Raw genomic sequence first — 13,813 nt, forward strand, 5'->3', positions numbered from 1 at the left:
CTCTCTTTTTCATACTCATAACTATCAGGCTTGTGATGGGTTTTCTGGTGGTAATAAAACACACTCCTCGGTAACTTAGTGACTTTCAACAGATGTTTTAAAGAGTATGTTTTTCTAAGAGCTGAAACGGTTAACGCTTTTTCTTTGTTCGACGAAATCGCTGCTGCTTCAACTCCTCGATCTTTTTTAAGACAGCGTTCTCCGAACGTAAATACGCCAGTTCTTCTTTTAACTCTTCCAGGGTCATCTCATCATCAGATTTGTGTGGCGTTTGCGGGGAGTTCTTCATTGGAATAATCGCTCTTTTATGTTTCTCCAACCCAATAATGCCTTGCTTTTCATATTTTCGGAGCCAACTCGTTAACGTCGTAGGGAAAGAGAGGTTTAACACCGCGCTAGTGTGTCTGACAGACCAGACCTTTGTCCACAATAATTGCAACGCTTACAGATTATCTTCCGCACTAAGAGAATGGCAATCAATTAAAAATGAATTTGAACACTGAATAGTGAAAACATGATCCCAATAACGAACATGTTTTGTTGGGACAGAATATTTTTCAGCGAGCTCTCGAGGAGTGGAGCCATCAAGATACTTTTTAGCTACTTTGAACTTTAACTCGCGACTGTATTTGGACATAAATAAAAGACCCCCAATAATTGGTTGTCCAACTATTGGGGGTCACTTCAGACCGTGGGAACGATAACTCTGTCTTTTTGAGTTTAACTGACAGACATTAGGCATCCGGGGATGCCTTTTGGTCTTCACTGTTTATTTTGCAAAAGGTTTATTTCACAAGATGTTGATCGTATTGATAAATACTTTCTTGAATGGTTAGCCTTACTTCTGGGTAGAGCATTCCATACAACTTGCGAGCAAGGCGTTTTGTTGGCTCAACGTTACATTCACCATCGTTGTCCAGGTAGCCTTGCGATTTCAAGGTGACAAACAGTGCTGAGAACACGCCTTTATCGAAGAACTCCGGTGCATTGATGCCGTGCAGACGACCAAGACGTTGTGCGATCTCCTGACTTTTCGCTTCTAAATCGGATTTACCAAGTTCAGGGTTTTCAACCAGTAGATTCAGAGCGATAGCATAACGTTGCAACGTTTCTGAAATCGTACGTCCAAGCAGCATTAACACTTGGGTTTTCGCTTGGTTGATCATCACCATGTCATCGTTAATCGAGATTAAATCCTGACGTTGCAACTCGGCTAAATAATGCGCCACTTTTTCTGTCAGTTGCTCACTATCAAGACTGAGGAAGAGTTCTTGCTTGAGGAAAGGGTAGATCAGCGCTACGTTTTCTTGAATCTTTTCGACAGTTAATTTTTGCTGGCGAATTAGCATCTGAGCAATCAGTGATGGCAGCGCAAACAGGTGAATAATGTTGTTGCGGTAGTAGGTCATTAGAATCGACTGGTTACGATCTAACGAAATAATATCGCCCATGGTATCGGATTCGATAACAAACTTGTCGAGAGATTCGGCGTGATTGACTAAGCTTTCAGCGCTGTCATCTGGCACCGTAGAGGTATTGGAATACGGAACATGACGTAGAATATTCAAGTAGCAATCAATCTGGTTGATTAGAGTATCTCTCGATAACGCCCGCTGGCGAGAGGCAAGCAGAGCGGTGGCACACAATGTTAATGCGTTGGTCGCTGCAGCGTCGTTAATATGCGTCATCATTTTGCTTGCCAACTGATTCACCACCGGATTCATCCACTGCGGTTTGGTGGCACCAATTGGGTCGATATCTTGAGTCCAAGATGATGCTTGCTCGTTCAAGAATTGGTTGAGTGGGATAGGCTCACCGAAGTTCACATAGCCTTTACCAAAGTTGCGCAGTTTACGAATAGTACGTAGTACTAAGCCTGCATTTTCTTTTTCTTTTTGCTTACCACGCAGCTCTTTTGCGTAAGTACTTACTTCCATGACGTGCTCATAACCAATGTACACCGGTACGAGTGTCACAGGGCGATTGAGTCCACGCAGCATGGCTTGGATAGTCATTGCTAACATTCCCGTTTTTGCGGTTAGCAAGCGACCAGTGCGAGAGCGACCACCTTCACTGAAGTATTCGACTGAATAACCTTTAGAGAATAGCTCCGCAAGATATTCACGGAAAATGGTTGAATACAGTTTGTTGCCCTTAAAGCTACGACGCAGGAAGAATGCACCGCCGCGACGGAAAATCGGGCCGGCTGGGAAGAAATTCAGGTTGATACCCGCCGCAATATGCGGTGGGACTAAGCCTTCGTTATACAGAACGTAAGATAGAAGTAGATAGTCCATGTGGCTGCGGTGACAAGGTACATAAACAATTTCATGTCCGTCTTGTGCTAAGCGGCGAACCGTTGAAGCATTATTAATGTTTAGGCCTTGGTATAAACGGTTCCAAAGCCAGCGCAACACACGACTACCTTCTTTAATCATTGAATATGAGAAGTCTGCTGCGATTTCATCCATGATGTCATGGGCTACTTTACGTGCCTTCTCAAGCGAAATGTTCTTCGCATGAGCTTCGTCCTGAATCGCTTTATCAATCGCTGGAGATTGCATTAAGCGGCGGAACAGCACTTCGCGCTGAGGGAGATTTGGGCCAGAAGCGGCTAATTTCTGACGAGAAAAGTGAATACGAGCAACGCGAGCCAGCTTATGAGCAATAGCTTCATCGGTACCATGCGAATTCGCCATATGACGAAGTGATACCACTGGGCTAAAACGTACCAAACAGTCACGACCAGACACGATAACCGCTTTCGCTTTTTGTAAGCCATTCATTGGCTGCAAATAGGATTTATCTTTGCCTTCCTTACCTGGCTTTCTTCCCCATAACACAGAAGCAGGAATCACTTGTACATCAAGTTGTTGATCGTGATGATGCAGTGCCAGAAGATCACTGAATGTTGCAATGGAATCACTGGGTACATGACTGTCATTTTGCAGCAGCGTTGGACGAGAAGAGATAAACACGTAACGTTTTAGAGTTTTACCCTGAAGCTCTAGCGGAGATAGTGGATCCGGCAAGCCTGCTTCTTTCGCGTGAGTTTGCAGTGTCAGCAAATCAATATTTGAACGGAAAGGTAGTGCATAAATGATTGGCTTGTTAATATCAATGCCGATATCTTCAATCGGATTTGACGGAATTGCCGTCCCTTTAACTAGTAGCGTTGTCGGTAGCTTTAAAAGCGAACGTGATAGTGATTGTCCAGAAGACATAAGAGTTCAAAGCCTCAAAAATCAGTACAAAAACTGAAGTGGATTTCCGTGTTCCTAAATGATTTACAAGGAAAAGGGAGATACACCTAAGTTGGTCTTTATTTTTCGAGTGGCAAGAATACCAGAAACTGGTCAAACCTTTTAATTTTATTCAGTGATGTTTGCTTTTTGTGCAGTTTTTCTGAATTTTTTTTACATATTAAATCGTCAATACGTGGATCACAGAATGTATAAGAAGAATCCCCAAGGATTAATGCGCCTATTCAAAGCGACAGGTTATTCCTATAAAGGTATTTGCGCGGCATTTAAACATGAAGCGGCTTTTCGCGAAGAAGCTTTACTTGCCATCGTCGCTATTCCATTCGCTATTTGGTTAGACGTTACCCAAGTTGAGCGCATGTTAATGATATCTAGCGTGCTGCTCATTGTTTTAGTTGAGCTATTAAATAGTGCGCTGGAAGCCGTTGTTGACCGTGTTGGACAAGAGCATCACGAGTTGTCTGGTCGAGCCAAAGATATGGGGTCTGCAGCCGTGTTTATTGCCATGGTTATTGCCGGTTATATTTGGCTTGAAGTGCTATTTATCTAAACCTGAAGCTCTATTTATATAAAAAAGAAGCAATTGGCTTTGCATTTCAAAAATTACTGGATATACTCACAGTCAACTGTATAAAAAAACAGGTGAACTATGAAGCCGTTAACGCCACGCCAACAACAAGTTTTTGATTTAATCAAAAGCAAGATCGATGAAACAGGAATGCCACCAACGCGCGCCGAAATTGCTCGTGAATTGGGTTTTCGTTCCGCAAACGCAGCAGAAGAGCACTTGAAAGCTCTTGCTCGCAAACAAGCCATTGAAATTGTGCCAGGGGCTTCTCGTGGTATTCGCATTTTAGTTGAAGTGGCGAACGACGAAGCGGAAGGTTTACCTCTGATCGGTCGTGTAGCGGCAGGTGAGCCAATTTTAGCGCAAGAACACGTAGAGTCTCATTATCAGGTGGATCCGAATATGTTCCGTCCACATGCAGACTTCTTACTACGTGTTCACGGCGAAAGTATGAAAAATATCGGTATTATGGATGGCGACTTGCTTGCTGTACATAAGACTCAAGATGTACGCAATGGGCAAGTGGTTGTGGCTCGGGTTGAAGATGACGTGACGGTTAAGCGTTTGGAGCGTCATGGTTCAAAAGTTCTGCTTCATGCTGAGAATGAAGAATTTTCGCCAATTGAAGTGGATTTAACATGCCAGAATCTTGCGATTGAAGGTATTGCGGTAGGTATTATTCGTAATACGGATTGGATGTAATCCTACCTTTCTGACTTTTTGGGGTTTCACATCTGTACGGTATATCCGAAACTTAAAGATTTGCAAATCTAATTGATATTCATTATCATCTTCTTTGTCGCGATACAAGGAAGATGATGATGCGCACTCCCCACAAGCAAAACTCTCAACGTTATCAAATCCCTACCAACTTGGTACAACCTCTTTGGCTACGTAGTCGTGAGAGCTTGGTCGATAACGGCCTGGTTTATGATCCTATTGCTGCAACAGCTTGTCAGCGTTGCCATCTAGCGCCTGATTGCATCAGTGGGGATGTTGATCAGAAGCAATTACTGTATGTCACTGTTACGCAACTCTGCGATCAACAAGTACATCGATTTTTAGCTGAGCATCCAGATGGTTGGATCATCAATGTTGGTGCTGGTTTGGATACGCGTTTCTATCGCATTGATAATGGGCGCTGTCACTGGATTGAACTGGATGTGACAGAAAATTTATTATGGAGACAAAAGCTGTTCCACCGTAGCGAACGCTATTTACATCAGTGTGGCTGTGTTGGGGAAACGGATTGGTTAGAACGTCTGCCTATTCCAGAGTCTGCTCCGGTGTTAATTCTGTGCGAGCACGCTCTTTTGGATTGCGATGCAGCGCAGGTATCTCGCTTCGTCCGCGCATTGGGGGTGAGCTTTGCCAATGCGAGCGCATGTTTAGTCCTCGCAGGAGACAAAACCTGTACTCGATTAGGGCAAAAGATGGGGTCGGGCACCTATGCTCATGGTTTTTCAACAGCAAAAAACGCAGTAATGAACTGCTTACCTTGGGCGCGCCAAGTTACCACTTATTCGCCTTTAGACAGTCAATGTGATCGTTGGAAGTTTTGGCAACGTGCGCTGAGTAAATTCCCAGGCTTTAAGCAACGATTTACACCAATCGTTGCGCATGTGATTTGGTAGCAGAATTGATGAAACCGCAATACGGATTTGATTACGCATTGCGGTTAGGTCCACTTATTTTAAGATCATAGTTTAAGATTAAAACAGGCGATTTAACCCGTTTAATGCCGCCACACGATACGCTTCGGCCATCGTTGGGTAGTTAAAGGTGGTATTCACGAAATACTCAATGCTATTGGCTTCACCTTTTTGTTCCATAATTGCCTGACCGATGTGGATGATTTCTGCAGCGCGCTCACCAAAGCAGTGAATACCTAAGATCTCTTTGGTTTCACGATGGAAAAGAATCTTTAAGCTTCCCACATCTTTACCGGAGATTTGTGCACGGGCTAAATGTTTGAATGATGAACGCCCCACTTCGTAAGGTACTTTTGCTGCCGTGAGTTCTTGTTCCGTTTTACCCACCGAGCTGATTTCAGGAATGGTATAAATACCGGTCGGGATATCTTCAATCAGCTTGTTGGTGGCTTGGCCTTGTGAAATGGCTTGAGCCGTAAAGCGACCTTGATCATAAGCTGCACTTGCAAGGCTTGGATAACCAATAACATCACCGACCGCATAAATGTGGCTAACTTCAGTCTGATAATTACTATTCACACTAAGTTGACCGCGAGAGTCTGGTTTCAGACCAACCACTTCAAGGTTTAGTTTGTCTGTATTGCCAGTTCGACCATTCGCGTAAAGTATACAGTCTGCTTTCATCTTCTTGCCGGAATTCAGATGTACGATAACGCCATCATCCGTACCTTCAATTTTACTGTAGGTTTCATCGTTGCGGATAACCACACCGCTATTCCAGAAGTGATAAGAGAGAGCATCTGACGTTTCGTTGTCTAGGAACGATAGCAGACGGTCGCGAGTGTTGATTAAGTCGGTTTTAACCCCTAACCCACGGAAAATAGAAGCATATTCACAACCGATGACACCAGCACCGTAAATGATGATGTGTTGCGGATCATGCTCAAGGTTCAAAATTGAGTCACTGTCGTAAACGCGAGGGTGGTTGAAGTCAACATCAGCAGGGCGATATGGTCGAGAGCCGGTCGCGATAACAAATTTATCGGCCGTGTAGTGTTCAACGGTGTGGTCAGCTTTAGTTACTGCCACTGTATTCGCGTCAACAAAGTGCGCCGTACCAAAGATGAGATTACATTGGTTACGGTCATAAAAGCCTTGGCGCATTCTGGTTTGCTTATCAATCACGCTTTTTGCGTGTCCAAGAATGGATGAGAAAGTTGAGTGCAAGCTTGAATTGTTATTACAGAACAAAGGGTTGCTGTTAAATTCGATGATGCGGCTAACCGCATGACGCAATGCTTTGGAAGGGATGGTACCCCAGTGTGTACATCCACCACCTACGCTGGTTTCTTTTTCGATAATGGCGACATTTAATCCCGCTTTGGTTAACCCCATTGCTGCACCTTCACCGCCAGGTCCGCTGCCTATTACGATGACGTCAAAGTGGTTATTCAGTGCCATAGAAGATCCTTGTTATGATTTGATTAACATTGCGATAGCGAGATTTTAACTGATCTATGCGAGTCGTGAAACTTAAACCCCTTATAGAGTGGAGAGGATCACGAGATTAGAACAAATACTGATGATTTCGCGCTTGAGTTGAATGGTTGATGAAAAATGCAACAGTTATGTTCGGAAATTGTCTGAGGCTTCAAAATGGTCTGTTTTGCCTCTTAGCTATAAGGGGAAATCGCGTTATAGTAGGCGACTTTGGTGACTGACTTGGCAGGGTTTGGCTTAAAATGAAATCGATGGGAATTCGCGCACAACAGAAAGAAAAAACGCGTCGTTCGCTAATTGATGCGGCATTTAGCCAATTAAGTGCTGATCGTAGTTTTTCTAATTTGAGCTTACGTGAAGTCGCACGTGAAGCTGGAATTGCACCTACCTCTTTTTATCGCCACTTTAAAGATATGGATGAACTAGGGTTGACCATGGTTGATGAAGGCGGCTTATTGCTGCGCCAACTGATGCGTCAGGCTCGCCAGCGTATTGTTAAAGAGGGCAGTGTGATCCGCACTTCTGTAGAAACCTTTATGGAGTTTATTGAAAGTAGCCCGAACGTATTCCGTCTGTTGCTTCGTGAGCGTTCCGGCACTTCATTCGAGTTTCGTACCGCAGTATTTCGTGAAATTCAGCATTTTGCGGCCGAGCTTTCTGAATATCTGATTGCCACCGGGATGAATCGTGAAGAGGCCATTACTCAAGCAGAAGCCTCAGTCACTTTGGTTTTTAGCTCTGGTGCAGAAGCATTAGACCTTGAGAGACGTGAACGTGATGAACTTGCCGAGCGTCTCATCATGCAGTTGCGAATGATAGCCAAAGGCGCTTTCTGGTATCGCAAAGAACGTGAACGTAATCGACTAAAAGGCGGGATGAATTAATGTCGAATGAAAGTAGTAGTGCCATTAATCATGGTTCAGAACGTAAAACATTAGTACTGGCGTTAATCGCGGGTATGTGTGGTGACGCTTTGCTGTCTTGGCTGACCATCAGCGAAGTCTCTTTTTCTATCTTCCCTGTGATCGCTTTAGTACTGTCTGTGCAGGCGCTGTATCAGGAATACCTGCGTAACCCCGTTGCGGAAGATATTCCGTTAGTGGGTTTGGCATGTTTCTTTGTCGGTGTCTTTGGTCACTCTGCTTTTGTTAAAGCTCAGTATCCAGAGGCGGGGTCTAACTTCTTTTCGATCATAGTGGCTCTGTTGTTGTTACTGTGGGTAGGTAAGAAGCTAGGATTTATTGCTCGCCCTGAATAATCGAGCATTGATGGGTACAAAAAACGAGCTACGGGCTCGTTTATCTATTTATGTCGACTTATTTGAAACTTGATTAGGCTTTGCGCTCTAGCATCACGCCCGCTTCCATGTGGTGGGTGTATGGGAATTGGTCAAAAAGAGCAAAGCGAGTCACTTTATGTGTCTCACATAAAACATCCAAGTTTTCTTTTAGTGTTTCTGGGTTGCACGAGATATAGAGAATTCGCTGGTAACCTTGAACCATCTTACAGGTATCGATATCCATACCTGAGCGAGGCGGATCGACAAAGATGGTGTTGCAGTTGTAGCTTTTTAAATCGATACCCGCATCTTTCAGGCGGTTGAATTCACGTTTGCCTTCCATTGCTTCGGTAAATTCTTCTGCTGACATGCGAATGATTTGTACATTGTCGATTTTGTTAGCAGCAATGTTGTATTGTGCTGAATGTACCGATGGTTTTGCCAACTCAGTTGCCAATACGCGATCGAAGTTTTGCGCTAGTGCCAATGAGAAGTTACCGTTACCACAGTAAAGTTCTAAAAGATCGCCCTTGCTCTCTTGAGTACAATCGACAGCCCACTCCAGCATTTTTTCTGCCACTTTACCGTTTGGTTGAGTAAAGCTATTTTCAACTTGTTGGTAGATATAAGGTTGACCGTTCACACTCAGCTTTTCGACCACATAATCTTGGTCCAGCACTATCTTCATTTTGCGCGCTCGACCAATAATGTTCAGATTAAAGCCTTCATTTTGCAGTGTTTGTTTGAGCGCTTTAGCTGCCGCAATCCACTCTTCATCAAGTTGACGATGATATAGAAGCGATACCAGAATCTCACCACTCAGAGTGGATAAGAAGTCTACTTGGAAAAGTTTGCGGCGTAGAGTGTCTTTACCCTTCATCGACTCAATAAGCAGAGGCATCAAATCGTTGATAAGACGACTTGCTGCAGGAAATTGATCAACGCGGTATTTTTCGCGAGTTTGCTGGTTGAACATGATGTAGTACATCTCATCACCTTCATGCCAGATACGGAATTCTGCTCGCATACGATAAAACTGAGTTGGAGACTCAAAGACTTCCAACTTAGGCACACCATAAGATGCAAACATCTCTCCTAGTCGAGTGATTTTCTCATCCAGTTGCACTTGATAGTTGTCTGGGTTTACATCAAGAGTCGCCATTGCTTTACCTTTTTCTGGTACGTTCAAAGAAAGAGCGCAGATTTTATTCAATCTCCCGCTTATGTCCAGTCCTAGGCTGAAATTGATGTCTCGTCACTCGTAAAAACGCTAGTTTATACCAATCTGTTCTAGACAAGTTATCAATTGGTTAATAGTATTTAAGCTAGCTGGTAATGTTTAGATGCCTAGACGTCTAAACATTTAAGAGGGAATCAGGTGAAAATCCTTGAACTGACGCGCAGCGGTAAGAGAGAACGAATACTCAAATGACACTACATTTGTGGGAAGTCGAGTTAGTAGGTAAAAGATTTGCTCTCAAGTCCGAAGACCTGCCAGCAACCGAGCAAACTAATGGGATGGACCCATGCTCGGTAGGATTAACGCGATTTAGGACACTATAATGAATAAATCCCTTCTGGCAGTGGCAGTGGTGTCGCTGTTTTCTTATACCTCTTTTTCATATGCACAAGAAGGAACGGCTGATGAGACGGTTGCTAATGACATTGTTGTTAATGACATTGGTGCCAATGAAACGATAATTGTAACGGCGAACCGTTTTGAACAAGGAATCAATGAACAGCTTTCTCCAATAGATGTTATTACTAAACAGCAAATAAAAGACCTCAAAGTCGAATCTCTTACTGAATTGCTAAAACGTCTTCCTAGTGTACAAGTTGCCAATAATGGTGGTCCTGGCCAAACAAACAATTTTTACATTCGTGGTCGTTCAGGTCGCAATGTATTGGTTATGATTAATGGCATCCGTGTTGGTAGTTCAACGACGGGTACAGCAAACTTAAACGCACTTCCACTTCAGAGCGTAGAACGCATCGAGATTCTTCGTGGTCCTCGTGCATCCGTTTATGGATCTGACGCGGTTAGTGGTGTTATCAACTTGATCACTAGTGAGAAGGGCAATGGTGCTAGTAGTGTTTCTGCGGGCATCGGTTCGAAAGGTCGGCGTGATGCAAGTGCAAGTATAGCAACCTCAACTGATAATGCTTGGTTTAGTATTACTGGTAGTACACAGCGTTCTGACGGTTACAATGTTCAACCGGTGTCGACTAACCCAGTTAACGTAGATGATGACGGTTATAACAATAAATATGCAACCGTGGATGTTGGTTATCAATTCAATGAACAGTTAACTGTTAAAGGCACGGCTTATTATCAGAATAGTAAAAATGACTTTGACAGTGGTTATGCTACAGGTGGTGCCGATCAAAGTGAGGATACGACGTACAACTTAGGCGTAGTTACCGAATACCAAACTGCAAAATTACTTTCATCGCTAACCATCGGTAATAACAAAGATAAATCAGAATCGTATGGTAATGACTCCGATGCTAGTGACATTTCAACAACACGTAATGTTATTACTTGGCAGAATAACTATTCTCTAAATGATTCAACCAATCTTATGGCTGGTATTGAGTACAACAATGAGAAAGTAGACAACGTTAGCATTGATTATGTTGATGCTGATCGTCAGACTCAATCAGTTTACTTTGGTACTGCTAAATCAGGTGAAGACTATCTATTAGAAGCAAATGTCCGTCTCGATGATAGTGACGCGTACGGAGCTTTCACGACATATCAGCTAGGTGCTGGTTATGACATCGATGACTCACACCGATTGATAGCTATGTTTGGTACGTCATACAATGCTCCGACATTTAACCAGCTTTACTGGCCTCGGCAATGTGACGTCTGGGGTTGTTATGAAGGTAACGCTAACCTAGATCCAGAAGAAGCTCAATCAGGTGAGATCGCTCTAGAGGCGAACTATGATTTTGCTAATCTGCGTATTGCTTATCATCATTCAGAAATCGAGAACATGATTGCAAATTCGGATGAAAGTCTTGATAACATCGGTAAAGCACAGGTAAAGGGCATCGAATTGGTTGCAAGCTTTGATACCTTTGGAATTTTCCACGAGGTTTCATACGATTACCTAGATGCCAAGAACAAAGATACCGACAAGCAACTTGTACGTCGAGCACGAAACAGCGCTAAATGGAACATGTCTTACGAAATTTCAGACTTCAAGTTTGATGTAAGCTACTTGTACCAAGGTAAGCGATTCAGTGATACGGCTAATACGCAGGAACTGGGCGGTTACTCTTTGACAGATATTGCTATGACTTACAATATTACAGAGCAACTTTCATGTGGAGCGAAAGTGGGTAATGTTTTTGATAAAGAATATGAGACGGTTAAAGGCTTCGTGACGCCAGAGCGTAACTACTACGCGAATGTTACATACCAATTCTAATAAAACCCCAACCGCCTTCGGGCGGTTCTTTCATATTTCCCTGCCCACCTTTGCCTATTTATAAAGAGAGAGTATGATCGCTAGGGTTTGTTGTCCTGTCTGGTTATTATTGTGTCTAATTCAATTGTTGCTAAAGTCCTAATCTTCGACTCAGGTGTTGGTGGCTTATCTGTCTATAAAGAAATTCAGGCGCTGTTACCCCAGCTCTCGTATACCTATCTGTTTGACAATGAAGCTTATCCCTATGGTGAGTTAGATCAGAAAGTATTACTTCAGCGAGTTGAAAGTTTAGTTACAGGTTTAGTGAACAAAGAAGGTTTTGATATTGTTGTTATTGCATGTAACACAGCGAGTACCATAGTTCTACCAACCCTTCGTTCCAGACTTTCTATTCCAGTAGTAGGTGTCGTCCCTGCAATTAAACCCGCTTCCTCTATAGCGAATAAAGCCGTTGGACTTATTGCCACACCAGCGACAATCACTCGTCAATACACACATGATCTTATACGAAGCTTCTCTGCTGATAAAAATGTAGAGTTACTTGGCTCAACACGTCTCGTTGATATGGCGGAAGAAAAGCTCAGAGGTAAAGCGATAGATTTGCAGGAACTACAAAATATTTTAAGTCCACTAGTCAATCATATTGATGTTGCTGTTTTAGGATGCACACATTTTCCTTTGATAAAGGACGAAATACAGCATGTGTTAGGAAAAGACGTATTGCTGGTTGATTCTGGGGAAGCGATAGCAAGGCGAGTAAAGAATTTGCTTGGTGTAGAAAGTGGTGCTCGCTCAGAGAACAAGCACACAATTTATTCAAGCGCACTTCCTTGGGAAGAAAGTGCACTGAATGAGAGATTAGAGCAGATCGGGTTTTCTGCTATTCGTCCATATCCTCTTCAGGGTGTTTAGGATCATTCGCAATCCTAACTTTTAATGTGCGCTGCATGTAGTCATGTTCGTTCAATGCATCAATCGCTGACTGAGCATGTGTCGCCGCCATAACCACAAAACCAAAACCTCTACGCTTTCCTGTTCGCTTATCTTTCATTAGGCGAACAGCGAACACGTCACCATGTTGGGCAAATAAATCACGAACGTGAGACTCATTAGCTTTGTAAGGTAAGTTCCCTACATACAGAGTCTTCGTCGGTAATGCTGGATCTTCATCTTCTTTAATGGAGGGGGAGGACAGGAAAAGTTTGAATACAATAGTTGCTGCCACAACACCCACAATAAAACTTACAGCTGAAGGAATGCCTGGAACTAGAGAAATTATTGCACCGCCAATAATCGCAATTGCGATATTTAAAAACATTGGTTTATTTAAGTTCATATGAGAATACTACTTGTAAGAATAAAATTAGATGCGTATCTACGATTAACAAAATAGATACATCAATCTTACGTATATGCTTAGGTTTTTTCCAACCAATTGCTGTGACCCCCCTCAAATGTTGAAATTTTATTCGATAAACAGTACGTTGCTTTCTTTTTGAGCGAACGAAAAATTATTTGAAAAAAGTGCTTGTCTAATTATTTTAGCTCCCTATAATGCCGCCTCACTGACACGGAGTGAGACGAATATCACAAGGTAGCGGTGAAATAGAGAGAAAAGAAAGTTTAAAATAAACATTGACTCTCAAATATTAAAGCGTATTATACGCACCCCTAGCGATGATGCTTTGAAGGCTGAAATCGATAGCAAAGCTCTTTAACAATTTAAACCTATCAATCTGTGTGTGCACTCGTTGATGAAAATCTAAGATGATTATAAAGAATCAACTCGGATTCAATGAAACGAAGTGACCAGTGAGTCGCAAGACTGAGCACAGTCAATTCAAACATTACATTTCTGTAATGTCAGTATTCAGTGAGCCTCTCCTATTTATTTAGGGTATCAAAATCTTAAATTGAAGAGGTTGATCATGGCTCAGATTGAACGCTGGCGGCAGGCCTAACACCTGCAAGTCGAGCGGCAGCACAGAGAAACTTGTTTCTCGGGTGGCGAGCGGCGGACGGGTGAGGAATGCCTGGGAAATTGCCCTGATGTGGGGGATAACCATTGGAAACGATGGCTAATACCGCATAATCTCTTTGTTCTTTAGGAGCAA

The 13,813-nt window shown here is 43.0% G+C and carries 13 protein-coding genes, 1 rRNA gene and 1 riboswitch; of the genes, 8 read left to right on the plus strand and 6 right to left on the minus strand.

The window, feature by feature from the left end:
- Window positions 1–130: 130 nt before the first annotated feature.
- The 3 genes from ACK5MF_RS01040 to plsB all read right to left on the minus strand — a co-directional run bounded on the left by ACK5MF_RS01040 (window position 131) and on the right by plsB (window position 3,224).
- A complete protein-coding gene (locus ACK5MF_RS01040) occupies window positions 131–289 on the minus strand; it encodes a hypothetical protein (protein WP_416918552.1) in 159 nt (52 codons plus the stop codon).
- Window positions 290–442: 153 nt separating this feature from the next.
- On the minus strand, window positions 443–637 hold the full coding sequence (locus ACK5MF_RS01045; RefSeq protein WP_416918528.1) for a hypothetical protein: 195 nt from the start codon (window positions 635–637) through the stop codon (window positions 443–445).
- 148 nt (window positions 638–785) lie between these two features.
- Complete coding sequence (plsB, locus tag ACK5MF_RS01050) at window positions 786–3,224, minus strand: glycerol-3-phosphate 1-O-acyltransferase PlsB (RefSeq protein ID WP_416918530.1); 2,439 nt, start codon at window positions 3,222–3,224, stop codon at window positions 786–788.
- Window positions 3,225–3,450: 226 nt separating this feature from the next.
- Here plsB and ACK5MF_RS01055 point away from each other — a divergent pair, with 226 nt between their 5' ends.
- From ACK5MF_RS01055 to ACK5MF_RS01065, 3 genes are all read left to right on the plus strand, one after another.
- Window positions 3,451–3,813 carry a diacylglycerol kinase gene (locus ACK5MF_RS01055; protein ID WP_416918532.1) on the plus strand — a complete coding sequence of 121 codons (363 nt, stop codon included), beginning with the start codon at window positions 3,451–3,453 and terminating at the stop codon, window positions 3,811–3,813.
- 99 nt (window positions 3,814–3,912) lie between these two features.
- Window positions 3,913–4,533: a transcriptional repressor LexA gene (gene lexA, locus ACK5MF_RS01060; protein WP_416918534.1), complete on the plus strand. Its 621-nt coding sequence runs from the start codon at window positions 3,913–3,915 to the stop codon at window positions 4,531–4,533.
- A 113-nt stretch (window positions 4,534–4,646) separates the two neighbouring features.
- On the plus strand, window positions 4,647–5,465 hold the full coding sequence (locus tag ACK5MF_RS01065; RefSeq protein ID WP_416918536.1) for a class I SAM-dependent methyltransferase: 819 nt from the start codon (window positions 4,647–4,649) through the stop codon (window positions 5,463–5,465).
- A gap of 78 nt (window positions 5,466–5,543) precedes the next feature.
- Here the strand turns inward: ACK5MF_RS01065 and sthA are convergent, their stop codons facing one another.
- Window positions 5,544–6,944 carry a Si-specific NAD(P)(+) transhydrogenase gene (gene sthA, locus ACK5MF_RS01070; protein WP_416918538.1) on the minus strand — a complete coding sequence of 467 codons (1,401 nt, stop codon included), beginning with the start codon at window positions 6,942–6,944 and terminating at the stop codon, window positions 5,544–5,546.
- Window positions 6,945–7,225: 281 nt separating this feature from the next.
- Here sthA and fabR point away from each other — a divergent pair, with 281 nt between their 5' ends.
- Together fabR and ACK5MF_RS01080 are read left to right on the plus strand one after the other, a co-directional pair.
- Window positions 7,226–7,867 carry an HTH-type transcriptional repressor FabR gene (gene fabR / locus ACK5MF_RS01075; protein ID WP_416918540.1) on the plus strand — a complete coding sequence of 214 codons (642 nt, stop codon included), beginning with the start codon at window positions 7,226–7,228 and terminating at the stop codon, window positions 7,865–7,867.
- Window positions 7,867–8,241, plus strand: a complete 375-nt coding sequence (locus ACK5MF_RS01080) for a YijD family membrane protein (RefSeq protein ID WP_416918542.1) — start codon at window positions 7,867–7,869, stop codon at window positions 8,239–8,241. The genes fabR and ACK5MF_RS01080 overlap by 1 nt, the downstream gene beginning before the upstream one ends.
- 73 nt (window positions 8,242–8,314) lie before the next feature.
- Here ACK5MF_RS01080 and trmA read toward each other — a convergent pair whose 3' ends face one another.
- Window positions 8,315–9,424 carry a tRNA (uridine(54)-C5)-methyltransferase TrmA gene (trmA, locus tag ACK5MF_RS01085; protein ID WP_416918544.1) on the minus strand — a complete coding sequence of 370 codons (1,110 nt, stop codon included), beginning with the start codon at window positions 9,422–9,424 and terminating at the stop codon, window positions 8,315–8,317.
- Window positions 9,425–9,575: 151 nt separating this feature from the next.
- Window positions 9,576–9,776, plus strand: a riboswitch (cobalamin riboswitch).
- A gap of 48 nt (window positions 9,777–9,824) precedes the next feature.
- Here trmA and ACK5MF_RS01090 point away from each other — a divergent pair.
- Window positions 9,825–11,699: a TonB-dependent receptor domain-containing protein gene (locus ACK5MF_RS01090; protein ID WP_416918546.1), complete on the plus strand. Its 1,875-nt coding sequence runs from the start codon at window positions 9,825–9,827 to the stop codon at window positions 11,697–11,699.
- A 111-nt stretch (window positions 11,700–11,810) separates the two neighbouring features.
- Window positions 11,811–12,611, plus strand: a complete 801-nt coding sequence (gene murI, locus ACK5MF_RS01095) for a glutamate racemase (protein WP_416918548.1) — start codon at window positions 11,811–11,813, stop codon at window positions 12,609–12,611.
- Here murI and ACK5MF_RS01100 read toward each other — a convergent pair.
- On the minus strand, window positions 12,580–13,035 hold the full coding sequence (locus ACK5MF_RS01100; protein ID WP_416918550.1) for an RNA recognition motif domain-containing protein: 456 nt from the start codon (window positions 13,033–13,035) through the stop codon (window positions 12,580–12,582). The two genes, murI and ACK5MF_RS01100, sit on opposite strands and share 32 nt — an antisense overlap.
- A 574-nt stretch (window positions 13,036–13,609) precedes the next feature.
- On the opposite strand from ACK5MF_RS01100, the gene ACK5MF_RS01105 reads away from it, so the two are divergent.
- Window positions 13,610–13,813: ribosomal RNA gene (locus ACK5MF_RS01105) — 16S ribosomal RNA — on the plus strand; the annotation flags it as partial.

The organism is Vibrio sp., from assembly GCF_047973365.1.
GTDB lineage: Bacteria > Pseudomonadota > Gammaproteobacteria > Enterobacterales > Vibrionaceae > Vibrio.